The organism is Alkalihalophilus sp. As8PL (assembly GCF_040939795.1).
Taxonomy (GTDB): Bacteria; Bacillota; Bacilli; order Bacillales; family Bacillaceae_D; genus Alkalihalophilus; species Alkalihalophilus lindianensis.
Genome location: NZ_CP162551.1, coordinates 2503025 through 2528942 on the forward strand (window position 1 = coordinate 2503025; position 25918 = coordinate 2528942).

Below are 25918 nucleotides of genomic sequence, written 5' to 3' on the forward strand. Positions count from 1 at the left end.
ATCAAATTCCTCCTATTGTACAGGCATCGTAGTTTGAGCTTGTGTTGGTTGCAAGTGCGTTAAGATCTTCTCGTAATGCTGTTGATGCATCATGCCTGCTTTTTCTAATACTTGCTTAATTTCTTGGTCTTGACATTGCTCAGCAAAAAAATGGGCTTTTTTCATGGCAAGCAAATTCCAAGATAGCATATCATTTAAGTAAAGAGCATCTTTTGTCGTAATAATCTGTGGTGGTTCTTGATACTGTATTTGACCCGTTTGTTGCGGTGACATATTCGTTTGTTGCATCGGTTGTTGTTGCATACTGAAACCTCCTTATGATCATAAAAGTACACATGTATCAAGTTTAGTGATACAGCATTAGTTTGAGGGAGTTAGACTAAATGTATCCTATAAACAACTAGGAGAGTTTACAAATAAATGGAAGTTAGATAATTAAACAAACGTTTCATTAAAAAATAAGAAAGATGATAATTTTCAGAATTATGTGTTGCAACTGGAGCATAATTCCTTTATAGTAAAGATAGAAGTTACGACAAATTGTTCGTCGCCTTTTTTTTAAGGAAATAATGAATGAGTATTCATTCGGTGAAAAGAAGGCATACTGAACGGCTTGTGAACATATATAAGGTATGGCTTGGACAAATTCGTTGTCCTGTAAAAATGTAATAAGTAAATGAATGACCTACGAGTGAAGTGATTTAAGGATTAAGGGGGAGAACGATGACCAGACAAATTAAAAAAGCGGCTGTAATTGGATCAGGTGTTATGGGTTCAGGAATCGCGGCACACCTTGCAAATATCGGAATTCCATCATTGTTACTAGATATTGTTCCAAAAGAATTGACTCCTGCTGAAGAAGCTAAAGGATTAACGCTTGAAAGTAAGGCAGTTCGTAATCGAATCAGCACTGATTCAATCAAACGTCTTGCAAAGCAGAAGCCAGCACCACTTGCGGCGAAATCAAAGGCTACATATATTGAGCCAGGTAACCTAGAAGACGACTTAGAGCGCCTTGGTGAAGTGGACTGGATTATCGAAGTAATTGTTGAAAATTTAGATATCAAACGTCAACTATTTGAAAAAATTGATGCGGTACGCAAGCCAGGTACGATTATTAGTTCAAATACATCGGGTATCTCGATTGAAGCAATGGCCAAAGGGCGTTCAGAGGACTTCCAAGCGCATTTTCTTGGAACACACTTTTTTAACCCGCCACGCTATTTAAAGCTTCTTGAAGTGATTCCAACTGAAAAAACAGATCAAGATGTGCTGTCATTTGTGAAAGCGTTTGCTGAAGATACACTTGGAAAAGGTGTAGTTGAATGTAAGGACACTCCAAACTTTATCGCAAACCGCATCGGAACATACGGTCTACTTGTTACTGCTAATGAAATGTTAAAAGGTGAATTCTCTGTTAGTGAAATTGATTCTGTAACAGGTCCGTTAATTGGAAGACCGAAAAGCGCAACTTTTCGCACGCTTGATGTTGTAGGACTTGATACGTTCTTACATGTAGCAAAGAATGTCTATGATGAAGTGGAAGGAGCAGAGAAAGATGTTTTTGATCCTCCATCCTTCATGAAAGAGATGGCTGAAAAAGGTTGGCTTGGTAGTAAGACGGGCCAAGGTTTCTTCGTGAAACAACGTACTGAAAAAGGAAGCGAAATCTTGGAGCTTAATCCAATTACGCTTGAATACCAAGAACGTAAAAAATTACGTACAGCTTCTACAGAGCAAGCGAAACAAGCAAAGAAGCCTGGCGATAAGTTGAAAGCGCTCGCTTATGCAGATGATCGTGCAGGACAACTCATTTGGAACCTGGTTAAGCCGGTCCTTCTGTATTCTGCTGAGAAGGCTTACGAAATTGCTAATGACATCAAAGCTGTTGATGAAGCAATGCGTTGGGGCTTTGGTTGGGAATTAGGACCATTTGAAATGTGGGATGCAATCGGAGTTGCAAAGTCGGTTGAGCGTATCGAAGCTGAAGGGGAAAACGTTCCTGGTTGGGTAAGAGAGATGCTATCAACTGGAAATGAAACCTTCTATAAAGGATCAAGCTTCTATCATGAAGGTGAATACAAAGCGATTGAAACAAATCCAAAAAATATTCATTTGAAATCACTTAAGCCAGACAATGTTGTGATGAAAAATAGTGGTGCGTCGTTAATCGATATCGGTGATGATGTTGCACTACTTGAATTCCACTCGCCAAATAATTCGATTGGTCTTGATGTGATTCAAATGATTAATAAATCAATTACTGAAGTAGAGAAGAACTTTAAAGGCCTTGTCATTAGTAACCAAGGGAAGAACTTCTGTGTTGGTGCGAACTTGATGATGATCTTAATGGAAGCGCAAGATGATAACTTCTTTGAGGTTGATATGGTTGTTCGTCAGTTCCAACAAGCAATGGCAAATGTACGTTACTCAGCAAAACCAGTTGTAACGGGACCGTTTGGAATGTCTCTTGGTGGAGGAGCAGAAATTTGTCTTCCGTCTGCAAGCATTCAAGCTGCACATGAAACCTATATGGGACTAGTTGAAGTGGGCGTTGGTCTAATTCCAGGTGGTGGAGGTAACAAAGAGCTTTACCTTCGCAATTTAGAAAGTCTGCCACAAGGTGCACAGATTGACCTTCAAGCTGTTGCTAACAAAACGTTTGAAACAATTGCGATGGCAAAGGTAGCAACATCTGCTCATGAAGCAAAAGAAAATGGCTTCTTAAGCGAGCGTGACGGCATTGTCATGAACGGTGAACATGTCATTAATCGTGCAAAGCAACAAGTCATTCATTTAGAAGAATCAGGCTATCGTCCGCCAGAGCGCAAGAGGATTCCTGTTGTTGGTGAAACGGGTTACGCAACGTTATTACTTGGTGCTAAAACGATGAAATTTGGTGGCATGATTTCTGATCATGATTTAAAAATAGCTGAAAAACTTGCATTCGTATTAGCAGGTGGTCGCGTCCCTAAAGGAACGCTTGTAGATGAGCAATACTTGCTTGATTTAGAGCGTGAGGCGTTCTTAAGCCTTGTTAGTGAACCGAAATCACAACAACGGATGCAATATATGCTGACAAAAGGAAAGCCATTACGCAACTAATTCAAACAGGTAGGAGGGATACGACAATGAGAGAAGCAGTAATCGTTGCTGGCGCACGTACGCCAGTCGGAAAAGCGAAACGTGGAACATTAGCAAACGTGAGACCAGATGATTTAGGAGCACTCACGATTAGAGAAACTTTAAGACGTGCTGAAGGATTTGATCCTGCTGCCATTGATGATGTCATTATTGGATGTTCAATGCCTGAGGCAGAGCAAGGGATGAATGTTGCTCGTAGCATCTCTGCTCTTGCAGGCCTACCAAACACAGTACCTGCGATTACGATCAACCGCTACTGTTCGTCTGGTTTGCAAAGTATCGCTTATGGGGCTGAGCGCATTATGCTTGGTCATTCAAAAGCAGTCGTTGCAGGGGGAGCAGAGTCAATGAGCATGATCCCAATGGGTGGTCATGTCATCGCACCAAACCCAACTCTTGTTGAAGAACAACCAAAGTATTACATGGGAATGGGTTATACAGCAGAAGAGGTGGCAAATCGTTTTGGCATTAGCCGTGCCGACCAAGATGCGTTTGCGGTAGAAAGTCATAAGCGTGCAGCTGCTGCCATCGAGTCTAAGCGTTTTGCTGATGAGATTGTTCCAGTTGATGTAACACTTCGCTCGGTTGGAGCTGACCATAAATTAAAAGAGAAAAAGATTGTTTTTGATACAGACGAAGGGGTTCGTACAGATACAACCGTTGAAGGTCTAGCGAAGCTTCGTCCAGCATTCCATCCGAAAGGTTCAGTTACAGCAGGTAACTCATCTCAAATGAGTGATGGTGCCGCATCTGTTCTCTTAATGGATCGCGAGGAAGCTTTAGCTACAGGTCTTACGCCACTTCTTAAATTCCGTAGCTTTGCAGTAGCTGGGGTTGCACCAGAAATTATGGGAATTGGTCCAATTGAGGCAATTCCAAAAGCACTTAAATTAGCAGGACTTGATTTATCTGATATCGGATTATTTGAATTAAATGAGGCATTTGCTTCTCAATCTCTTCAAGTGATTCGTCATTTAGAACTTGATGTTGATAAAGTCAATGTAAATGGTGGAGCGATTGCACTTGGTCACCCACTAGGTTGTTCAGGTACAAAGCTAACCCTTTCTCTTATGCATGAAATGAAGCGTCGTGGTGAGCAGTTTGGTGTTGTAACAATGTGTATCGGTGGCGGTATGGGTGCTGCTGGTGTGTTTGAACTAATCGGTTAATAAGAACCAACCAATTAAAAGGGGGAATTATGATGAGTAATACAGCAGAGCGTGTTGTTAAAGGTGGTAACTTCTTAGTAGAAGATATTGAGGCAGAAAAGGTATTTACGCCTGAGGATTTCTCAGACGAGCAAATCATGATTGGCCGTACAACAGAAGAGTTTGCAGTGAAAGAAGTTTCACCGGTTCTTGAGAAGATCGAAAACCATGAATTTGAGTACACGGTGAAGCTTTTGAAGCAAGCTGGGGAGCTTGGTTTACTTGGAGCAGATGTACCTGAAGAGTACGGCGGATTAGGTCTTGATAAAATTAGCTCGTCTCTTATCTCTGAGAAGTTCGTTCGCGGTGGTGCATTTGGGCTTAGCCACGGTGCTCACGTAGGGATCGGTTCACTACCAATCGTATTTTTCGGTAACCACGAGCAGAAATCACAGTATCTTCCTGACTTAGCATCAGGTGAACGTATTGCTGCTTACGCATTAACAGAGCCAAGTTCAGGTTCAGATGCTCTTGGTGCTAAAACAACAGCTGTTCTAAACGAAGCTGGTACGCACTATGTATTAAATGGAGAGAAGCAATGGATTACCAACTCTGCATTTGCTGATGTATTCGTTGTTTATGCAAAAATTGATGGAGAGAAATTCACAGCATTTATCGTTGAAAAAGACTACGAAGGCGTATCAACTGGTCCAGAAGAAAAGAAAATGGGTATTAAAGGTTCTTCTACAAGAACATTAATTTTAGAAGACGCTCTTGTTCCTAAAGAAAATGTTTTAGGTGAGATTGGCAAAGGCCACGTGATTGCATTCAACATCCTAAATGTAGGCCGTTACAAGCTTGGAGTAGGTTGTATCGGTAGTTCAAAACGCGCACTAGAACTTGCTGCAAAATATGCAAATGAGCGTAAGCAATTTAAAACACCAATTGCAAAGTTCTCATTGATCCAAGAGAAGCTTGCGAACATGGCAACAGCGACATTCGCTTCTGAGAGCTCGATTTACCGTACAGGTGGATTGTTTGAAGAGCGTCTTGGTGGATTATCTGATGAAGAGCAAAAAGATGGCCGTGCTGTAGCTGAAGCAATTGCTGAGTACGCAATTGAGTGTTCACTAAATAAAGTCTCAGGTTCAGAAACGCTTGATTATGTAGCTGATGAAGCTGTTCAAATCCATGGTGGATATGGCTTCATGGCGGAATATGAAGTAGAGCGCATTTACCGTGATTCTCGTATTAATCGTATCTTTGAAGGAACAAATGAAATTAACCGCCTTCTAGTGCCTGGTACGATCATGCGTAAAGCAATGAAGGGTGAGCTTCCACTTCTTCAAAAAGCTACAGCTCTACAAGAAGAATTAATGATGATGATGCCGCAAGAAGTTGGTGAAGAGCCACTTGAGCAAGAAAAATACTTGCTTGGTATGGCAAAGAAAATCTTCTTAATGGTTGCTGGAACAGGCGCTCAAAAATATGGTGAAAAACTTCAGCACGAGCAAGAGCTTCTTTCAAATGTAGCTGATATCGTAAGTGAAGTCTTCAATATGGAGTCAGTGATCTTACGTACTGAAAAGCAAATGAATAAGAGTGGTGCAGACAAAGCTGCTCAAAAGCTTCGTATGACACAAGTTTATTGCCAAGAAGCATTCAACCGCATCGAGGCTCATGCTAAAGAGTCTCTAGTGGCTATGGAAAGTGGAGATACACTTCGTACGATGCTTTCCATTCTACGCAAATTAACGCGTCACACGCCAATTAATGTAGTAAGCATTAAGCGTGAAATTGCAGCTGAAGTTCTTAAAGAAGAGCGTTACGTTGTTTAATAGCTAAATTTATTATCTAATTACGTTTACCAATTTTGGGGCTTAACCGCCCCAAAAATTATATAACTCCTTTCTTATGAAGCATTCTCCTCTCTAGTACAAAAAAGCCCTTAGGTAGGGCTTTTTTGTCGTTGGTGCGGCTTATTGGCCGGGCCGAAGCGTAGTTGACATCTCGCACATAAAAGGGACAAATAATGGTCGTTCGCTCATAATTAAAAAATTGCGCACATAAGTCCCTACATTACGCTCCTAAATCAGAGATTTCGCTCATGTCCTGCTTGCCTCGCACATACACACCGATATTTCGCACATAACGCCCAAGGACTGTCCACACGCGAATGGTTTCTTTTAATCCGAAGCATCCTATGATCATAATCATAAAAAGGGAGTGCGTAAAGATGAAGAAACAGCAAAAGATTGAATATACAGCTCCGTTAACAGGAGTAGAAGAGTTCTCAAAAGAGTTAGCAGAGGACTCTACACAAGCTGCCATTCAGCAAATTTGGGAAAGTGATACGAAAAGCGAGCGTATTAGTTGTCGGAATAGAAAAAATACGTAATAATGGCGTTAAAGAACAACAATAGGAGAGGAGTGTTTGGATGTTAGTAACCTTTTACCACTATCCTAAATGTGGCACATGTCGCAAAGCGAAAAAATGGTTAGAAGATAATGGTGTTGAGCTGAATGAAGTACATATTGTCGAATCACCACCTACTAAAGAAGAGCTTGAAGCTTTTTACAAGAAGAGCGAACTTGATTTAAAGAAATTCTTTAATACAAGTGGGCAGAAATACCGCGAGCTTGGATTAAAAGACAAGCTAGCTGATATGTCCGAAGATGAAAAGCTGGAATTATTAGCTTCTGATGGGATGTTAATTAAACGTCCGATTACGACAGATGGCAATCAAGTAACGGTTGGCTTTAAGGAAGAACAATTCGAACAAACGTGGAAATAGACAAAAGAAGACAAATTGTTGCTTGAACGTTTAGTTTGAATGGCAAAAAAGGTATAATGAAGTGAGTATGTACCAAATTGATGGAGGGATTACCAAATGAGTGCAAATTTACCAAAGGAATTAAAGTATTCAGAAGAACATGAGTGGGTAAAAGTAGAAGGCGAGAAAGTTCGCATCGGTATTACCGATTTTGCTCAATCAGAATTAGGGGACATCGTTTTCGTTGAGCTTCCTGAAGTTGGAGATGACATCGAAGCAGACGAGCCTTTTGGTAGCGTTGAGTCAGTTAAAACTGTATCGGAACTTTATGCGCCGATCAGCGGTAAAGTGGTTGAAATCAACGAAGAGCTTGATGATTCTCCAGAGTTTGTAAACGAATCACCTTATGAAAAAGCGTGGATGATTGTTGTGGAGCCTTCTGACTCATCAGAAGTAGACAAGCTTATGAGTGATTCACAATATGCTGAAATGATTAGCGAAGATTAATCCATGTTGAGAAGGGGGACTTTACCTCCTTCTCTTTTATTTGCCTTGGCTAGGAACGTTGGATTAGCAAACACTATACCTACATCCTAAAAGATGGAGGGGATTCGTTTGGACTTAGTCAAAGTAGATGTAACAAGCAAAGTGAAGGGTAAGTATGAGAATGGCCATATGAACCTCTATGTAGATGATACCCACGTAGGACAAGTAACTGAAACTGCATCTGGCCTGCAGCATTTAATGAGTGCAGGGTATGTGTTTGAAGAAGATAAAGTATATCGTTATGAAAATGCCAATCCGAATCAAGTCACTTCGTATGTAGATAGCTGCGAAGAGGGCTGGTGCTAAAAGTTATTATTACCTTTCGTCTGAAAACTTTGACGAAAGGCTTTTTATTTATCTGGAAATGATTTATTATATTTAGGGTACCGAAATAATAACGAGGTGTTGGTCACATGGCTCAGCTCATTCAGGATTGGACGGGGCAACTGAAATCGTATAATCGAAATGTGCGTTTATTTTTAATAGCATCTATCCTTGCCAATATCGGCATGGGTATTTTTATGGTCATTTATAATTATTATATTCGTGAATTAGGATATGTAGATCAAGTGAACGGCAGAATCATTGCGATGCAGGCGATGGCAAGTGCAATTGCACTTTTACCAGCTGGTTTACTGAGTGATAAAGTAGGCAGGAAGAAAATGATCTTTGTTGGGGCTATTTTTGCAGCATGTAGCCTTCTTTTACGTGGTGTGCTGGTAGCTGAGACGATGTTACTTGCGACAGCTTTTATGACGGGATTGTTTATGGCCTTTATTCAAGTATCCTCTATCCCTTTGCTTGCTGAGAATTCCTCGGAAAAAGAGCGGGTACATCTATTTAGCTTTAACTTTGCGCTTATTATGGTTGCTAATGTCATTGGGAATACACTTGGTGGGACGCTATCCGACCTCTTTCATACTGTATTTGGATTCACAATGTTGACGAGTGTGCGAATCACCTTGCTGTTTGGAGCTTGCTTATTTTTCCTCGCCTTAATCCCAATTATAAAGATTCGAGAGGAACAAAAGGTGCGCAAACAGAAAACAGGGGCTAGCTCTATTGGTAAATTGTTTACGACCCATCGCTCAAGTCTAAAGGTTATTGGACTTTTCGCCGTAGCCAATTTATTAATTGGGTTTGGGTCTGGTCTAGTCATTCCTTATTTGAACTTATATTTTACAGATCGATTTGACGTAAGTTATTCAGTGGTGGGCATTATTTTATCATTAGGTCAAGCGATGACGGCAATTGCTTTAATGATAGGCCCAACAGTAGTACGAAAAGTGGGTGAAGTGAAAGCCGTGGTGATCCTACAGCTCTCATCCCTCCCGTTTCTCCTCTTGACGGCTTATACAGAAGTGCTCTGGCTCGCTGTGATCGGATTTTTATTTAGGCAAGCGTTAATGAATGCGGGGAATCCGATTCAAATGGCTTTAATGATGAGAAAAGTCGATGATTCCATGAAAGGTCTTGCGAATTCAGTAGGGCAAATGGTCTTTCAATTAGGGTGGGCTGTTATGGGTCCGGTGTCGACCACGCTTGTTATGATCTATGGGTCTTACTATGGTTATGCCTACGTATTTACAATTACGGCTAGTCTTTATTTAATTGGTTCGATCTATTTCTTCCTTGTATTTAGAGAGAAAAAAGCACCGGAAAAATCTTCATCTCATCTTTCAGCATAAAATCGTTGACAGCAAAAAATCTGCCATGCTATGATGCACTCATGCAAAAGCAAACAACAACTTTATATCTCTTATCTAGAGAGGTGGAGGGACTGGCCCGATGAAACCCAGCAACCACTAAATCACTTTTGATTTAGAAGGTGCTAATTCCTGCAAAGCATAAGCTTTGATAGATGAGACAGAGGATACCTAACATACACCTTTCTGTTCATCTTAAAACAGAGAGGTTTTTTTGTGGTTATTCTTTGAAGGACAACAGGGCAAATTGTCACTGAATAGATGAGCATCAACGCCTTTCCATTCTACTAATTGATGTGAGTAGAATGGAAAGGCTAGAAGGAAAGTAGGGATTAAATATGATTTCGTTACAATCGATTCGTAAACGATTCGAAACGAAAAATGGCCCGGTTCACGCAGTTGACGGTGTGGATTTAACGATTGCTGAAGGTGAAATCTTTGGGGTCATTGGATATAGTGGTGCAGGTAAAAGTACGTTAATTCGTATGTTAAATATGTTAGAAAGACCGACCGAGGGAGACGTTACTGTAGCAGGTAAAAAGCTATCGGCTCTATCAACAAAGGAGCTAAGACGAGCACGCCAAGAGATCGGCATGATCTTCCAACACTTTAACTTACTTTGGTCTCGAACTGTTCGCGATAATATTGCTTTTCCTTTGGAGATTGCAGGAGTATCAAAGCGAGAACGTGAAAAGCGTGTTAATGAATTAATCGAACTAGTCGGTTTAAAAGGACGCGGAGATAGCTATCCGTCACAATTAAGTGGTGGTCAAAAGCAGCGTGTTGGGATTGCAAGAGCTCTTGCAAACAATCCGAAAGTTTTACTTTGTGATGAAGCAACATCAGCTCTTGATCCAAAGACAACGGATTCGATTTTGGACTTGCTCGTAGATATTAATGAGAAGTTAGGATTAACGATCGTTCTCATCACGCATGAAATGCATGTCATCCGCAAAATTTGTCATCAAGTTGCTGTAATGGAGGCTGGAAAAGTCGTTGAGCAAGGTCCAGTGCTTGATGTTTTCCGTAAGCCAAAAGAAGAAATGACAAAAGAGTTTGTGAAACAGATTACGGAACCTGAGGAAACGACGGATGCGATTAAGCAAATGTTGGCTGATCACCCAGAAGGACACATCGTGCAATTAACATTTGTAGGGGAAGAAGCAGAGAGTCCATTGATTACTCAGCTCATCCGTACGTTTGATGTGGAAGTCAATATTGTTCAAGGAAAAATTACCAAGATTCATGAAGGGTCATATGGAACATTATTTGTTGCCTTAAATGGCCAAAAAGAAGAAGTGGAACGTGCCATTGCCTTTATCCAAAGCAAGAAAGTGGAAGTGGAGGTGATCACGTATGCTTGATCAATTTCTAGCTGATGTAAAATGGGATCGACTGTGGGATGCTACACTTGAGACCATTTACATGACATCCATCTCTGTATTAGCGACATTTATTATAGGGATAATCTTAGGACTGGTTTTATATTTAACAAGCAAAGGTAACCTTTGGGAAAATACTTTGGTCAATGGGATTACCAGTTTTATTGTAAATATTTTTAGATCGATTCCATTTATTATTCTTATCGTTTTACTCATTCCATTTACACGAGCATTAACGGGTTCGATGCTAGGTGCAAATGCAGCCCTACCAGCTTTGATTATTGGAGCTGCACCTTTTTATGCACGTATGGTTGAGATTGCCCTTCGCGAAATTGATAAAGGAGTGATTGAAGCTTCTCAATCAATGGGGGCAAGCAATTGGACAATTATTCGCAAAGTATTAATTCCAGAATCCTTACCAGCCCTTATTTCTGGTATTACGGTTACAGCGATTGCTTTAGTCAGTTACACAGCGATGGCGGGTGTCATTGGAGCGGGTGGTCTTGGTCACTTCGCATACTTAGAAGGGTTCCAACGAAACAATAGTCAAATTACTTTAGTAGCAACGATCGCTATTCTATTGGTAGTATTTGTTATTCAATGGATGGGTGATTATTTTACAAATAAAACAGATAAAAGGTAGGGGGAAAAGAAAGATGAAAAAGTTTTTAAGCGTAGTAGCTGCTGCAGCATTATCGGTATCACTTGTAGCATGTGGTGGTGCTGAGGAAGAAACAACTGAAGGAGATGCTGGAGAAGATGCAGCAGAAGGTGAATCATCAACATTAGTAGTGGGGGCTTCTGCTGTACCACATGCAGAGATCCTAGAAGCGGCACAACCATTGCTTGCTGAAGAAGGAATTGACCTTCAAGTACAAGTATTCCAAGATTATATTTTACCAAACCAAACATTGCGTGATGGGGATATCGATGTGAACTACTTCCAAACGCCTGGTTATCTAGATATGCAAATTGAAGAAAATGATTATGATTTCGTAAGTGTTGGCGCTATCCACGCTGAACCAATTGGTGTGTATTCACAAGAGTACGCAAGCTTAGATGAGCTTCCTGAAGGTGCAACCATCATTATGAGTGATTCAATTAGTGATCACGGTCGTATCCTTCCGATTTTTGAGCGTGCTGGCTTAATTGAGTTAGACGTTGAAGAAGGTCAATTAGCAACAATTGAAGATATTTCATCAAACCCTAAAAATCTTCAATTTGGATCAACTCAAGTTGAAGCGCGTATGCTTGCTCCTTCATTTGAAAGTGGCGAAGGTGATGCAGTGGTGATTAACACGAACTATGCACTTGAAGGCGGAGTTGATATTGAGCAATATGGAATTGCTTTTGAACACGAAGAAGTTCTTCAGCCAAATTTAATTGTTGTTCGTGGTGAAGATGAAGAGCGTCCTGAAGTACTGAAGCTTGTTGAAGTACTACAATCGCAAGAAATTCAAGACTTCATTAATGAAGAGTATGATGGTGCTGTTATTCCATTAACTGAAGAATAGAACAGTAAAGAGTGCCCTTAGTGGTGCTCTTTTTTTGTATAAATGAACGCATTGATTCGAATACTACCATTGAAATGGAATCAACTTAAGGAGGGATTGTAGATGAATCAGCAAGAACAACAATCAAGTGCCATTCAAATGGCGCTACATGAGTATAAAGAAGGTTTAGGGCACTTCACTGAAAAAATGCCTGACATTGCAAAGAAATACAATGCGTTCACTGAGGCTTGTTTTGCCAAAGGAAAGCTTTCGCAAAAAGAAAAGCAAATGATTGCATTAGGTATTAGTGTGTTTGCTCAAGATGAATACTGCATTATTTATCATACAAAAGGCTGTCTGGATCAAGGGTGCACAGAAGATGAGATCTTAGAAGCAGTAGGTGTGACTGCTGCTTTTGGTGGTGGAGCTGCCATGAGTCAGGCTGTAACCCTTGTGCAAGAAGCGATGACCGACCTTAGTGGCAAAGGTAGTAAAATGCAGCAATAATTGGGATGAGCTGAAAAATGACGTAATCCGGAGTTATCGTAATGGTAAGTTTTCTGACAATGGCGTAGGTGAACTGAATCCCATTTAAGGGGTCTTAAGCTCTTTTTTGCACTTTGGTCAATTAAAGCGATCATGTTAAGATACGTGTATCAAAAGAGAAGGGATTGATTTACTATCCAATCATTAGACGCTGCGTATACGAGTGATATGGAAAAAGCAATGCATTCTGCACATGGAATAGGTTATGCTGAGTACAACCGAAGTCTAGACAAAAGAATGGAAATTGAAAAAGCTCGTGAGGAAGATTACAAACGCTGCAACCAGATTGCGAAAGAATTCAATCAACACCACGCATAGAACAGAAGAATACAAATTATATAAGGAGAGTGGCACCAAATAGGTGCCACTCTCTTTCTGTATAAGTCACTCTATTATATAATGAAGAGATGACAGTCTTGTTGCCTTGAACTTACGTTGGATTTGTTATAAGATTGTAATGAGAATAGATTGAGAATAATTCGATATAAATCGAAATCACACTGCTTTTAGATAAAGCAAGATAAATTGGAGGTCATAGAGATGTCAGCACCATTCTTAAAAATCGAGAACTTACACGTTTCAATTGAAGGAAAGGAAATTCTTAAAGACTTCAGTATTGAAATTAACGGTGGAGAAATTCACGCCATTATGGGACCAAATGGTACAGGTAAATCAACATTAGCATCTGCAATCATGGGCCACCCTAAATATGAAATCACAAGTGGATCTGTAACAATGAACGGTGAAGATGTACTTGAAATGGAAGTTGACGAGCGTGCACAAGCTGGTCTTTTCCTAGCAATGCAATACCCTTCTGAAATTAGCGGTATTACGAATGCAGATTTCTTACGCTCTGCTATTAATGCAGGTCGTGAAGAAGGCGAAGAACTTTCTTTAATGAAATTTATCCGTAAGCTAGATGAGAAAATGGACCTTCTTGAAATGGATCAACAATTTGCACAACGTTACCTGAACGAAGGATTCTCTGGTGGAGAGAAAAAGCGTAATGAAATCCTTCAACTAATGATGCTTGAGCCAAAACTTGCCATCCTTGATGAGATTGATTCAGGTCTTGATATTGATGCGCTTAAAGTAGTATCTAAAGGTGTAAATGCAATGCGTGGTTCTGAATTTGGTTGCTTAATCATTACTCACTACCAACGTCTACTTGATTACATCAAGCCTGATAAAGTACACGTTATGATGCAAGGTCGTATCGTTAAATCTGGTGGTTCTGAGTTAGCTCAACGTCTTGAGGCAGAAGGTTACGACTGGATAAAAGAAGAGCTTGGCATTGAAGATGAGCGTGTAAACGTAAACCAAGAAGCTTAAGTCTAGTTTCATCTGTACGATCAAGAATTGATGCAAATCAGTGAATCAACAGTAAAGGGTGGGTATGTATGTCAATCGAGACAAAAGTAACGTTCGATAAAGAACAAATTCAAGCATTCTCGGATGGACGCAATGAGCCAACATGGCTTAAAGACATCCGTTTAAAAGGAGCAGAGCTTTTTGATACGCTTGCTCTTCCGAAACCTGAAAAAACGAAAATAGATAAATGGAATTTCACAGCTGGTAGCTATAACCTTGCTGAAGTAAAAGCAGCAGATAATGTCGCTTCTCTTGCTGAGGGAATTCGTAACCTTGTTGGTGAAGAAGATAAAGTAGAAACCCTGCTTGCTCAACAAGATGGTTCAACTGTATACACGAAGACTTCGAAAGAATTAACGGACAAAGGTGTTATTTTCACAGATCTTGCAACGGCTGTAGCTAAGCATGAGGACCTTGTGAAGAAATATCTTTTCGGTGAAGCTGTTCAAGTTGACGAAAACCGTTTAACGGCTCTACACGCTGCGTTACTTAATGGAGGAGCATTTATCTATGTGCCACGTAATGTAGAAGTAGAAGTGCCTCTTCAAGCGGTTTATGCGCTTGGTGCAAAAGATGCTGGTTTATTCAACCATGTAATCGTTGTAGCAGAAGAGAATAGCTCAGTCACTTACGTTGAAAACTATGTATCACTTAGTGAAGATGCAACAGTAGCAAACATTGTCGCTGAAGTATATGCAGCGCAAGGAGCTAAAGTAGCATTTGGAGCAGTGGACAACCTTTCAAGCAATGTGACTACGTATGTTGTACGTCGTGGACATGTTGATCGAGATGCTCGTCTTGAGTGGGCACTTGGTCAAATGAACGATGGAAACACAGTGTCAGAGAACACAACTCATCTAGTAGGGGATGGTTCTTGGGCAGATACGAAAACTGTTACCATTGGTCGCGGCAATCAAAAACAAAATTTCACAACACAGATCTTCCATCATGGAAAGAATTCTGAAGGATATATTTTAAAGCATGGTGTTATGCGTGATTCCGCAACAGCAATCTTTAACGGGATTACAAAGATTGAGCATGGTGCTACGAAATCAAATGGGGAACAAACGGAGCGCGTGCTTATGCTTAGTGAAAAAGCGCGTGGAGATGCGAACCCGATTCTTCTTATTGATGAAGATGATGTAACAGCAGGTCATGCTGCTTCTGTAGGTCGTATTGATCCGCTTCAAATGTTCTATCTAATGAGCCGTGGTATCTCTCGTAAAGAAGCAGAAAGACTTGTTATTCATGGTTTCTTAGCTCCTGTTGTCACTCAATTACCGATCGAATCAGTAAAAGAGCAATTGCGTGAAGCAATTGAAAGGAAAGTTCTGTAATGAACGTAGCTGAGATCAAGAAACACTTTCCGATTCTTGACCAACATGTAAACGGACATCCTCTTGTCTATCTTGATAGTGCAGCGACTTCACAAAAGCCTGCATCCGTCATTGAGAAGCTTGATGATTATTATCGTCGTTATAATTCTAATGTGCACCGTGGTGTTCATACACTAGGAACAATGGCGACTGATGAATATGAAGGAGCGCGTGAGAAGGTTCGTACGTTTATTAATGCAACATCAGCCGAAGAGATTATCTTTACTCGTGGTACCACAACTGCACTAAATCTTGTAGCAGGAAGCTATGGTCGTGCTAATCTTTCGGCAGGTGATGAAATTGTCATCACGCCGATGGAGCATCACAGCAATATCATCCCGTGGCAACAGGTAGCGCGCACGACTGGTGCAACATTAACGTATTTGCCACTTCAACCCGACGGTACGATTGACCTTAAAGATGTAGAAGAGACAATCAGTGAGAAAACAAAGATTGTCTCAGTGATGCAAGTGTCAAACGTACTTGGTACGATTAATCCTGTTAAAGAAATTGCAGAGATTGCTCATCGTAACGGTGCGATTATGGTTGTTGATGGAGCACAAAGTGCCCCTCATATGAAGGTCGATGTACGTGATTTAGATTGTGATTTCTTCGCATTCTCAGGTCATAAGATGGGTGGGCCAACTGGAATTGGTGCCTTGTATGGGAAGAAAGAGTTACTAAACAAGATGGAGCCAATTGAGTTTGGTGGCGAGATGATTGATTTTGTTGGACTTCAAGAATCAACATGGAAAGAGTTACCTTGGAAATTTGAAGGCGGTACACCAATTATTGCAGGAGCAATTGGTCTAGGTGCTGCCATCGATTTTCTCAATGAGATTGGTCTAGATGAAGTTGAAAAGCACGAACATGAGCTAGCTCTCTATGCAATGGAGCGTCTTTCCGAGATTGATGGAATGACGATTTTTGGACCAAAGCATCGTGCAGGCGTTGTGACATTCAATTTAGATGATGTTCATCCTCATGATGTTGCGACTGTCCTTGATGCAGAGGGAATTGCTGTTCGAGCAGGTCACCACTGTGCTCAGCCACTCATGAAATGGCTTGACGTAACAGCAACGGCTCGAGCCAGCTTCTACATTTACAATTCAAAAGAAGATGTAGATACACTCAAAGAGAGCTTAGTAAAAACAAAGGAGTACTTTGGCGATGTCTTTTAATAACCTTGATACCTTGTATCGACAGGTGATTATGGATCATTATAAAAATCCACGAAATCGCGGAGAGTTTGATGGAGACACATTAACAGTCAACATGAACAACCCGACATGTGGTGATCGTATACAGATTCAAATGAAGCTAGAAGGCGATCGTATTTCTGAAGCGAAGTTTGTAGGAGAGGGCTGTTCAATCAGCCTAGCTTCTGCATCAATGATGACTCAAGCGGTAAAAGGGTTAACAGCTGAGGAAGCGATCGGAATGTCTGAGATCTTCTCCAACATGATGCTTGGAAAAGAGTATGATGAAGATCGTTTTGATTTAGGCGATATTGAAGCACTTCAAGGGGTTTCAAAATTTCCAGCGCGTATTAAATGTGCAACACTCGCATGGAAAGCAATGGAGAAAGGCCTAAACGAAAAAGAATAGAGGTTTACTCTCACTTTTGTTATAGTGAGAGTAAGCACCAATCTAAGGAGGTTTTCCGAAATGGCTAAAAAAATGCCTGAAATCGGTGAATACAAATACGGGTTCTCGGATCGTGACGTATCAATCTTCCGTTCAAAACGTGGTTTAACTCGTGAGATCGTAGAAGAAATTTCACGTATGAAAAGCGAGCCTGAATGGATGCTTAATTTCCGCTTGAAATCGTTAGAGCAATTTTATAAAATGCCTATGCCTCAATGGGGTGGCGATCTTTCTGAACTCCACTTTGATGACATTACGTACTACGTAAAGCCATCTGAGAAGTCGGAGAAGTCTTGGGATGAAGTTCCTGAAGAAATCAAAAACACATTTGATAAGCTTGGGATTCCTGAAGCTGAGCAAAAGTACCTTGCAGGTGTATCGGCTCAGTATGAATCAGAGGTTGTTTACCACAGCATGAAAGAAGAGCTTACTGAACAAGGTATTCTTTTCACTGATACAGATACAGCTCTACGCGAGCATGAAGAAATTTTTAAAGAGCACTTTGGTACGATTATTCCTCCAACTGACAACAAATTCGCAGCACTAAACTCTGCTGTATGGTCAGGTGGATCTTTCATCTATGTGCCAAAAGGGATTAAATCGGATACGCCACTTCAAGCATACTTCCGTATTAACTCTGAGAACATGGGTCAGTTTGAGCGTACCCTAATCATTGCTGATGAAGATAGTTCTGTACACTACGTAGAAGGTTGTACAGCTCCTGTTTATTCAACGAACTCACTACACAGTGCAGTTGTTGAAATCATCGTTAAGAAAAACGCATATTGCCGTTACACTACGATTCAAAACTGGGCTCCAAACATCTTCAACCTCGTGACAAAGCGTGCCGTTGCAGATGCTGGTGCAACAATGGAATGGGTTGATGGTAACATCGGTTCAAAACTTACGATGAAATACCCAGCAGTTGTTATGCGTGGTGAAGGAGCAAAAGGTACGATCCTTTCAATCGCTATCGCGGGTAAAGGACAACACCAAGATGCTGGTGCAAAGGTTCATCACTTGGCGCCGAACTGTTCTTCAACCATCGTTTCAAAATCAATTTCAAAGCACGGTGGTAAAGTAACATACCGTGGTATTTGTCACTTCGGACGTAAATCTGAAGGGTCTAAATCGAAAATTGAGTGTGATACATTGATTATGGATAACGAATCAACATCTGATACGATCCCATACAATGAGATCTTAAATAACAATATTACACTTGAGCATGAAGCGACGGTTTCAAAAGTATCTGAAGATCAACTCTTCTACTTAATGAGCCGTGGTATTTCTGAACAAGAAGCAACAGAAATGATCGTAATGGGCTTCATTGAGCCATTCACAAAAGAACTTCCAATGGAATATGCCGTTGAAATGAACCGTCTCATCAAGTTTGAGATGGAAGGTTCAATCGGTTAAGAATTGGATTATGATTGAGAACGTGCTTTGCACGTATGAAAAGCGGGTCCATAATGGATTCGCTTTTCTTTTCTACATATTACAACCTTGGAGATTAAACGTCATTTACTTGCAGCAACACAATTACTACACTTTATCTTCTTCAAAAAGGAAAGGTGAGTTCGTTGATATATATTGGATTAGCGGGTTGGGGAGATCATGATGATTTATATGAGGGAACACCAAGTCATGCGAAGCTTGAGACATATTCAAGTTTTTATCCGATTGTTGAATTAGATTCTTCTTTTTATGCCGTTCAACCATTGCGTAACATGGAAAAGTGGGCAAGAGAGACACCACCTGGCTTTCAATTTATTGTGAAAGCGTACCAAGGAATGACCGGACACCAGAAAGGCTCAGCCCCATTTGATACGAAAGAAGAGATGTTTCAAGCTTTTATCGCGTCACTTCAACCTCTTCTAACAGCTGGAAAGCTTGCGATGGTTCTCTGCCAATTCCCACCTTGGTTTGATTGTAAGAAAGAGCATGTTGATTACATACGGTATGTCAAAGAACAATTAAAGGATATCCCTTGTGCACTGGAATTCCGCAACCAGACTTGGTTTACAACAGACATGAGAGAACGAACCCTTTCCTTTATGAAAGAAGAAAATTGGATTCATAGCATATGCGATGAGCCACAGGCGGGTATTGGTTCAATTCCAACCGTGTTGCATGCGACAAATGAAGAAAAGACATTAATTCGTATGCACGGTCGAAATCGTCATGGCTGGAATGATCCTGGGAACGGCAAGTGGCGAGATGTACGCTATTTATATCAGTATAAAAACCATGAACTTGAGGAGTGGAAGAGAAACCTCGAACTACTTAAAAACGAGTCGAAAACGATCTACATGATTTTTAATAATAACTCAGGGGGAGATGCTGCTGGCAATGCCAAGGAGATGATTTCTTTAATGGACATTGAATACACAGGGCTTGCTCCTAGGCAACTTAATTTATTTTCGGAATGATAAAAGAAAGATAAAGGACGGTCCTTTTTATGGAGTGGATAGTACTCATTATTGTTGGCCTTATTGCAGGCACGTTTGGAAGTTTACTCGGGTTGGGTGGAGGAATTATTGTGGTGCCGGCACTCTTAATTTTAAGCACCACTCTTGGTGTATTAGCTGGCATTACCCCGCAAGTCGCTGTAGGTACATCATTATTAATTATGATTTTCACAGGATTATCTTCAACCTTAGCGTATATGAAACAAGGGAAAGTAGATTATAAAAGCGGATTACTCTTTTTTTGTGGAAGTGGTCCAGGTGCGCTTGTTGGAGTATGGTTGAATCGTTTTTTAGAAGTTGAGCCCTTTATGATCTATTTTGGGATCTTTATGATTATCGTTTCCGCAGTGCTCTTTATTCGTCCTTATTTAAAGCCAAGGCCCTTGTCTGAAAAGGGAATGAAGTATACATACATAGACGAGCTTGGGAAGGAGCGTGTGTATGGCTACCGTCCTATTCTTGCCATTATGATCGCTTTTTTTGTAGGGATGTTATCTGGTCTATTTGGGATTGGGGGAGGCTCTCTAATGGTGCCTGCGATGATCATTCTCTTTCATTTTCCTCCTCATATGGCGGTTGCGACATCGATGTTTATGATCTTACTTTCCGCATTAACGAGTTCGATTTCGCATATTGTACTTGGGAATGTGAACTGGCTATATGCACTAGCTTTAATTCCTGGTGCGTACATCGGAGGAATAGCAGGAGCAGCAATTAACAGACGCTTATCTGGCAATGCATTGTTACTTGCACTTCGAATCTTTTTAATTATTGCTGCAATACGTTTGATTTATCAAGGAATGAGCGGGGCATAGGGAGGAGCAACAATGTCTATAGAGAGAGTAACATTATTTCACACGAATGATATTCATAGTGGATTTGAAACATGGGCAAAGCTTGTTGCCTACATAAAAAAACATCGAGATCCAAATAGTGTGTATCTCGAATTAGGAGACCATGCAGACCGCAGCCATCTCATGACGGAGGCTACAGCAGGAAAGGGAAATACGTTGCTTTTAAACGAAGCAAACGTCGATTACGCTACGATTGGAAACAATGAAGGTATCACTTTTTCTCATGAGGAGTTAGACACGTTATACGACCAAGCGAAATTTTCTGTGTTGGTTGCTAATCTCTTCAAAAGGAATGGCGAGCGTCCGAAGTGGGCAAAACCATATGAAATCCATCATACGGATAATGGAGTGAAGATCGCTTTTATTGGAGCTACGGCACCTTTTAGTCAATTTTATAAGCAGCTTAACTGGGAGATTACCCCGCCAATAGATGCCATTAAAGAATGGGTCGGAGAGGTTCGAAATAAAGTAGATGTGGTTGTCGTCCTTTCTCATCTTGGATTGTTTCGTGATGAAGAGTTAGCAGAGAAGGTGGAAGGAATTGATGTTATCTTAGGAGCCCATACCCACCATGTGTTAGAAAAAGGGAAAAGGCGCTATGGTACGTTAATTGCTCAAGCCGGAAAGCATGGGGCCTTTCTTGGCAAAATCACGATTGATGTTGATATGACGACTCGTTCTGTTGTAGCAGATAAAGCAGAGTTGATTGACCCGAGGAGTTTAGAAGTAGAAGATCCGCTAACAGTAGAATTACTAGAGGAGCTCTTGATAGATGCTCAAAAGGTTTTAAATGAGAAAGTAGCGACCTTACCAACTTCATTGAATGTATCTTGGCAAGATGAATCTGAAGCGCCTCAATTACTTTGTGATGCCTTGACGGAATGGTGCAAAGAGAGCATCGGAATGATGAATGCCGGTGTACTTCTTGATACGTTTGAAAAAGGACCTGTAACAAAACGTGATATTCACAAATCATGTCCGCACCCGATTAATCCCTGTGTGGTGGAACTATCAGGTGAAGCATTACGTAAGACGATCATTCGAGCATTTTCTTCTGAGATGAGAACTCTGGCATTAAAGGGTTTTGGATTTCGCGGTAAGATTTTAGGGAGAATGATCTTCACTGGTATTGAAGTGGAACTGGATCAAAATGAGCAGGTTCTTGACATTTTGATTGAAGGAAGACCAATTGATTTAACCAAGATCTATACGGTTGCCACACTTGATATGTATACATTCGGCCATCTCTATCCAGCGATTGCCGATTCGAAAAAGAAAACCTATTACATGCCTGAATTGTTACGAGATGTGCTCAGTTGGAAGCTAGGCCAAATTTGGGCATAGTCGATGTTCACTCATTTCTTTTCTAGGTCATATCGTAGTAATGAATACGGATGATTGCTAGAAGGGGAGTGTGAGAGAACATGCTTGAAATGACACCTATTACCATTGAAAATGAAATGTTCATAGCAGTTACGTTAAAACTGCCTAAAACAAATTTTATGGCTGTTACCAATGATATTGGTTATATTATGTGCGGTGCCCTTGATGTTGGCCTGCTAAACGAAAAGCTTAAAGAACGAAAGATAGTGGCAGGACGTGCAGTGGGCGTAAGAACGATTGAGCAGCTGCTAGAGGCACCACTTGAGTCGGTGACACTTGAAGCTGAAGAGCTTGGCATAACAGTTGGGATGAAGGGGAAAGACGCTCTTTTAAAAATGAAGTACGAGTAATAAATGAAGCCTTAGATGCACAATCTACTGTTGGTTGCGTATCGGAGGCTTTTTGTTCATAAAGCTAATTTCATATAAAATTCCCTTCACGTTCTCCCGTAGTTGCGTTACACTTTGTAAGAGAAAAGTGTAAATGACACGAGGATTAGGGTGAACAAGATGCGATTAGTTGCTGTTAAAAGTGTTGAACCTGGAGTGAAGTTAGGCCGAGATATTTATAACGATAGTAGTCAAATTTTACTTTTTAGGGGAGCGGTATTAACTGGACGGTTATTAACTCGTTTAGTTGAATTGGGCATCCATTATATCTATATTGAGGACGAATTGACGAATGATATTATGGTTGATTCGGTTATACGTGATGAGACCAAGAAACGGGCGATTAAAACGATTAAAGAAGAGTTTAAAATAATTAGTGAAGAAGTTATTTTAAAAAAGACAGTGAATCTTGATCAATTAAGCCAAAATTTCTCTACTGTTGTTCAATCGATTCTAGCAGACATTAAACATAATCCAGACGCTTTAGCTATGCTTTCAGAAACGTATGTGTACGATCATTACATATTCACCCACTCCCTCAATGTAACCATTTACACATTAGGACTTGCGATGAAGCTGGGCTATTCCTCAAAACAATTAAATGAGATTGGACTTGGAGCCCTATTGCATGACGTAGGGAAAATCGCTGTTCCAATTGAAGTGTTGAATAAGCCAGGACGCTTAAATAAAGAAGAATTTGAACTAATCAAAACACATCCAAGAGCAGGCTTTGATCTGCTACGAGATGTACCTAATATACCGCTGCTAGCCGCTCACTGCGCCTTTCAGCACCATGAACGACTTGATGGAAATGGCTACCCTAGAGGGCTAACAAGCGCCCACATCCATCCTTATGCTAAAATTATTGGAATAGCAGATGTCTTTGACGCGGTTACTTCTCATCGGGTTTACAGGAAGCCGATGCTCCCTCATGAAGGACTTGAATTGCTTTATTCAGGTGCAGGCATTCTTTTTGATAAAGGACTTGTCGAGACATTTCGAGAAACCATTGCCATCTATCCAGTCGGCTTAACCGTGAAATTAAATGATGGACGCCTGGCGATTGTGATTAGGCAAAATAAACAAATGAGTACCAGACCTGTGATTCGTGTATTTAGCGAAAATGGAAGAAAACTAAAACTGCCGTATGATATCGATTTAATGGAGTATTTGGATACGACCATTATTGAAACGGAAACTACATTAGCAACTGCAAATTAAAAGGGGATGAGCGAGAGTGAAACAGTATCTTACACTATGTGAGCATGTACTCAAAGAAGGGGAAGAGAAGTCAGATCGAACAGGAACAGGCACGATTAGTACCTTTGGTTATCAAATGCGATTTAATTTAGGAGATGGTTTTCCTGCTCTTACAACAAAGAAACTTCATCTACGTTCCATCATCCATGAGCTTTTATGGTTTTTAAAAGGTGAGACTAATATTGCTTACTTACAAGAAAATAATGTACGCATTTGGAACGAGTGGGCAGATGAATCTGGAGACCTTGGTCCTGTATACGGTAAACAATGGCGTTCATGGGAAGGTGCAAATGGGAAAGTAGTAGACCAAATTTCAGAAGTGGTGGAGCAAATCAAAACGAATCCTGACTCTAGAAGACTGATTGTGACTGCTTGGAATCCTGCTGAAATTGATGAGATGGCCCTTGCCCCATGTCATTGCTTGTTTCAATTTTACGTAAATGACGGCAAGTTATCATGTCAGCTCTATCAACGTAGTGCGGATATCTTCCTTGGTGTTCCATTTAATATTGCTTCTTATGCTCTTTTAACGATGATGATCGCTCAAGTAACAGACCTTGAGCCTGGTGAGTTTGTTCATACATTTGGAGATGCCCATATTTATTCGAACCATATGGAACAAGTGAAGCTACAGCTTACAAGAGAGCCAAGATCACTTCCGAAAATGAAAATAAATAAAGAAGTTACATCTATTTTTGACTTTACCATCGATGACTTTGAGCTTACTGAATATGATCCTCATCCACACATCAAAGGTGAGGTATCTGTATGATCGCCTATATCGTTGCAATGGATAAAGAACGAACAATCGGACGAGATAATGACTTACCATGGCATTTGCCTGCAGACTTAGCTCATTTTAAACGAGTCACATCAGGACATACGATTGTGATGGGACGCAAAACGTATGAATCAATTGGACGACCACTACCTAAACGTCGAAACGTGATCCTTACAAGGAATACAGCATATACAGCTGATGGCTGCGACGTTGTGCATCAAGTCGCTGATGTCGTGAAACTTGCCAAGGAAGAGGACGAATGCTTCGTTATTGGTGGAGCTGAGCTCTTTACGTTATTTTGGGATGAGGTCGATCGTTTATACGTAACCCATATTGATGAAACATTTGATGGTGATACGTTCTTTCCTGAAATCCAGGAAGAAGAATGGAAGCTCCTCTCAGCAGATGAAGGTATTGTAGATGAAAAGAACCGTTACCCACATACTTTCTGTGTGTATGAGAGAAAAAAGTAATCGTTCGTAAAGAAATACAAGTCAAATTGTCCACCCCCTTTGCATATACATTAGGCAAAGGGGGTTTTCAACGTGAGATTCGGTAAACCATCGAGACCCCGGAAAGGTCCTTTACCATTTCGGTATGTGCTGCTCTTATCCTTCTTAATATTTGTGATCCTTACTGTGCAAGGACTTTGGATTATTGAGAAAGGAATTAGACCAACACTTGTCCACATTGCAACAACAGAAACGAGAGTCATCGCAACTCGCGCGATTAATGATGCCGTATCGAAAAAAATCGCATCGGATCTTGATCAAGGAGAATTATTTATAAGGGATGCTGATAATACGCTTCAATTTAATACGCAGATGTATAATAGAATCTTGTCAGAAGCCACCAATCGAGTTCAACGTCATTTAAAGGCGATTGAGCAAGGTGAAACATTTGATGTTTCATTTGAGAACGAGGAAGCTTTCACCTCTGATGGAGGCATTATTTACACGATTCCTTTAGGGCAAGCAACCAATAATGCTCTACTCGCTCATCTCGGTCCGCAAGTTCCAGTGCGATTCTCAGCGATTGGGGATGTGAAGACGGATCTTAATATGAAAACATTTAATACTGGCATTAATAACACGACCATGTCAGTCAATTTTGATGTAGTAGTCGACGTTAAAATTGTTATCCCGTTTGCAACGAATACAGAAGCGATCAAAACGACCATCCCTGTTGGTTTGATCAATATTCAAGGAGACGTACCTGAATATTATTCTGAAGGGGGAGGGATGATTGTACCTGCTCCTGGTTCTTCCTTAGGAGGTGGTGATAATTAACGTTGTCAACCATGTAAAACTATGATAAGATAATTCGGCAAACTTAATAATGTGAGTTGCCTCATCAGCATGGTGGGGTAGAGGCGCGAATGTAAAAGAGTACGCACTTGGAGGATGACAACGTAGAGAAGTGTGAAAAGGTTCATTTGCCGAAGTGGGAAAGAGGAGTCAGATCTTTTCTGCTGGGGTTACATTGAAGAAATGTAACACTGTCACAGCTGATTAGCTGTGGAGAACTACTGTTGTGATGGGGATACCTGTGCTTATTAAAGCCAATAATGGGTAACCGTTATTGGCTTTTTTTATACTCTCATACAGATGAGTATAGGAAACATCCCTGTATCAACATATTATATCA

General features: G+C 40.7%; 26 protein-coding genes and 2 riboswitches. Of the genes, 25 read left to right on the forward strand and 1 reads right to left on the reverse strand.

From position 1 onward, the window contains the following. Positions 1 to 12: 12 nt before the first annotated feature. Positions 13 to 273, reverse strand: coding sequence for a hypothetical protein (locus tag AB3N04_RS14080; protein ID WP_368506060.1), 261 nt, complete (start codon positions 271 to 273; stop codon positions 13 to 15). A 450-nt stretch (positions 274 to 723) separates the two neighbouring features. Between AB3N04_RS14080 and AB3N04_RS14085 the strand changes: the two genes are divergently transcribed. The 25 genes from AB3N04_RS14085 to yunB all read left to right on the forward strand — a co-directional run bounded on the left by AB3N04_RS14085 (position 724) and on the right by yunB (position 25560). Next, the gene (locus AB3N04_RS14085; protein WP_368503361.1) at positions 724 to 3105 is read left to right on the forward strand and encodes a 3-hydroxyacyl-CoA dehydrogenase NAD-binding domain-containing protein; all 2382 of its coding nucleotides are present in this window, start codon (positions 724 to 726) and stop codon (positions 3103 to 3105) included. A gap of 26 nt (positions 3106 to 3131) precedes the next feature. Further along, complete coding sequence (locus tag AB3N04_RS14090) at positions 3132 to 4313, forward strand: acetyl-CoA C-acetyltransferase (RefSeq protein ID WP_368503362.1); 1182 nt, start codon at positions 3132 to 3134, stop codon at positions 4311 to 4313. Between the two features lie 32 nt (positions 4314 to 4345). Continuing rightward, positions 4346 to 6130, forward strand: a complete 1785-nt coding sequence (locus tag AB3N04_RS14095) for an acyl-CoA dehydrogenase family protein (RefSeq protein WP_368503363.1) — start codon at positions 4346 to 4348, stop codon at positions 6128 to 6130. Between the two features lie 398 nt (positions 6131 to 6528). Then, the gene (locus tag AB3N04_RS14100) at positions 6529 to 6690 is read left to right on the forward strand and encodes a hypothetical protein (protein ID WP_368503364.1); all 162 of its coding nucleotides are present in this window, start codon (positions 6529 to 6531) and stop codon (positions 6688 to 6690) included. A 40-nt stretch (positions 6691 to 6730) separates the two neighbouring features. Then, positions 6731 to 7087 (forward strand): arsenate reductase family protein, encoded by a 357-nt coding sequence (locus tag AB3N04_RS14105; protein WP_368503365.1) that lies wholly within the window; start codon positions 6731 to 6733, stop codon positions 7085 to 7087. 96 nt (positions 7088 to 7183) lie between these two features. Beyond that, positions 7184 to 7573 (forward strand): glycine cleavage system protein GcvH, encoded by a 390-nt coding sequence (gcvH, locus tag AB3N04_RS14110; RefSeq protein ID WP_368503366.1) that lies wholly within the window; start codon positions 7184 to 7186, stop codon positions 7571 to 7573. Positions 7574 to 7681: 108 nt separating this feature from the next. Next, complete coding sequence (locus tag AB3N04_RS14115; protein WP_368503367.1) at positions 7682 to 7918, forward strand: YusG family protein; 237 nt, start codon at positions 7682 to 7684, stop codon at positions 7916 to 7918. A 107-nt stretch (positions 7919 to 8025) separates the two neighbouring features. Beyond that, positions 8026 to 9300, forward strand: coding sequence for an MFS transporter (locus AB3N04_RS14120; RefSeq protein WP_368503368.1), 1275 nt, complete (start codon positions 8026 to 8028; stop codon positions 9298 to 9300). A 68-nt stretch (positions 9301 to 9368) separates the two neighbouring features. Next, positions 9369 to 9480: riboswitch (SAM riboswitch) on the forward strand. A 176-nt stretch (positions 9481 to 9656) separates the two neighbouring features. After that, positions 9657 to 10682 (forward strand): methionine ABC transporter ATP-binding protein, encoded by a 1026-nt coding sequence (locus tag AB3N04_RS14125; RefSeq protein ID WP_368503369.1) that lies wholly within the window; start codon positions 9657 to 9659, stop codon positions 10680 to 10682. Continuing rightward, positions 10675 to 11343: a methionine ABC transporter permease gene (locus AB3N04_RS14130; protein WP_047973844.1), complete on the forward strand. Its 669-nt coding sequence runs from the start codon at positions 10675 to 10677 to the stop codon at positions 11341 to 11343. The genes AB3N04_RS14125 and AB3N04_RS14130 overlap by 8 nt, the downstream gene beginning before the upstream one ends. A 13-nt stretch (positions 11344 to 11356) precedes the next feature. Further along, positions 11357 to 12214, forward strand: a complete 858-nt coding sequence (locus AB3N04_RS14135) for a MetQ/NlpA family ABC transporter substrate-binding protein (RefSeq protein ID WP_368503370.1) — start codon at positions 11357 to 11359, stop codon at positions 12212 to 12214. 102 nt (positions 12215 to 12316) lie between these two features. Then, on the forward strand, positions 12317 to 12700 hold the full coding sequence (locus tag AB3N04_RS14140) for a carboxymuconolactone decarboxylase family protein (protein ID WP_368503371.1): 384 nt from the start codon (positions 12317 to 12319) through the stop codon (positions 12698 to 12700). A 579-nt stretch (positions 12701 to 13279) separates the two neighbouring features. Then, complete coding sequence (gene sufC / locus AB3N04_RS14145) at positions 13280 to 14071, forward strand: Fe-S cluster assembly ATPase SufC (protein WP_317121416.1); 792 nt, start codon at positions 13280 to 13282, stop codon at positions 14069 to 14071. Positions 14072 to 14139: 68 nt separating this feature from the next. Further along, on the forward strand, positions 14140 to 15447 hold the full coding sequence (gene sufD, locus AB3N04_RS14150; protein WP_368503372.1) for a Fe-S cluster assembly protein SufD: 1308 nt from the start codon (positions 14140 to 14142) through the stop codon (positions 15445 to 15447). Further along, on the forward strand, positions 15447 to 16667 hold the full coding sequence (locus tag AB3N04_RS14155) for a cysteine desulfurase (RefSeq protein ID WP_368503373.1): 1221 nt from the start codon (positions 15447 to 15449) through the stop codon (positions 16665 to 16667). The genes sufD and AB3N04_RS14155 overlap by 1 nt, the downstream gene beginning before the upstream one ends. After that, positions 16657 to 17094 carry a Fe-S cluster assembly sulfur transfer protein SufU gene (gene sufU / locus AB3N04_RS14160; protein ID WP_317121413.1) on the forward strand — a complete coding sequence of 146 codons (438 nt, stop codon included), beginning with the start codon at positions 16657 to 16659 and terminating at the stop codon, positions 17092 to 17094. Before AB3N04_RS14155 ends, sufU begins: the two co-directional genes overlap by 11 nt. Positions 17095 to 17154: 60 nt before the next feature. After that, positions 17155 to 18552 (forward strand): Fe-S cluster assembly protein SufB, encoded by a 1398-nt coding sequence (gene sufB, locus AB3N04_RS14165; protein ID WP_317121412.1) that lies wholly within the window; start codon positions 17155 to 17157, stop codon positions 18550 to 18552. A gap of 164 nt (positions 18553 to 18716) precedes the next feature. Then, positions 18717 to 19565 (forward strand): DUF72 domain-containing protein, encoded by an 849-nt coding sequence (locus AB3N04_RS14170; RefSeq protein ID WP_368503374.1) that lies wholly within the window; start codon positions 18717 to 18719, stop codon positions 19563 to 19565. A gap of 29 nt (positions 19566 to 19594) precedes the next feature. Next, complete coding sequence (locus AB3N04_RS14175) at positions 19595 to 20419, forward strand: sulfite exporter TauE/SafE family protein (RefSeq protein ID WP_368503375.1); 825 nt, start codon at positions 19595 to 19597, stop codon at positions 20417 to 20419. Positions 20420 to 20431: 12 nt separating this feature from the next. Beyond that, positions 20432 to 21802 (forward strand): bifunctional UDP-sugar hydrolase/5'-nucleotidase, encoded by a 1371-nt coding sequence (locus AB3N04_RS14180; protein ID WP_368503376.1) that lies wholly within the window; start codon positions 20432 to 20434, stop codon positions 21800 to 21802. Positions 21803 to 21882: 80 nt separating this feature from the next. Further along, positions 21883 to 22191, forward strand: coding sequence for a YunC family protein (locus AB3N04_RS14185; RefSeq protein WP_368503377.1), 309 nt, complete (start codon positions 21883 to 21885; stop codon positions 22189 to 22191). A gap of 159 nt (positions 22192 to 22350) precedes the next feature. Next, the gene (locus tag AB3N04_RS14190; protein WP_368506061.1) at positions 22351 to 23451 is read left to right on the forward strand and encodes an HD-GYP domain-containing protein; all 1101 of its coding nucleotides are present in this window, start codon (positions 22351 to 22353) and stop codon (positions 23449 to 23451) included. Between the two features lie 16 nt (positions 23452 to 23467). Continuing rightward, a complete protein-coding gene (locus AB3N04_RS14195; RefSeq protein WP_368503378.1) occupies positions 23468 to 24262 on the forward strand; it encodes a thymidylate synthase in 795 nt (264 codons plus the stop codon). After that, the gene (locus AB3N04_RS14200; RefSeq protein WP_368503379.1) at positions 24259 to 24744 is read left to right on the forward strand and encodes a dihydrofolate reductase; all 486 of its coding nucleotides are present in this window, start codon (positions 24259 to 24261) and stop codon (positions 24742 to 24744) included. Before AB3N04_RS14195 ends, AB3N04_RS14200 begins: the two co-directional genes overlap by 4 nt. Positions 24745 to 24816: 72 nt before the next feature. Then, complete coding sequence (gene yunB, locus AB3N04_RS14205; protein WP_047974008.1) at positions 24817 to 25560, forward strand: sporulation protein YunB; 744 nt, start codon at positions 24817 to 24819, stop codon at positions 25558 to 25560. Between the two features lie 70 nt (positions 25561 to 25630). After that, positions 25631 to 25807: riboswitch (Lysine riboswitch) on the forward strand. Positions 25808 to 25918: the final 111 nt, after the last annotated feature.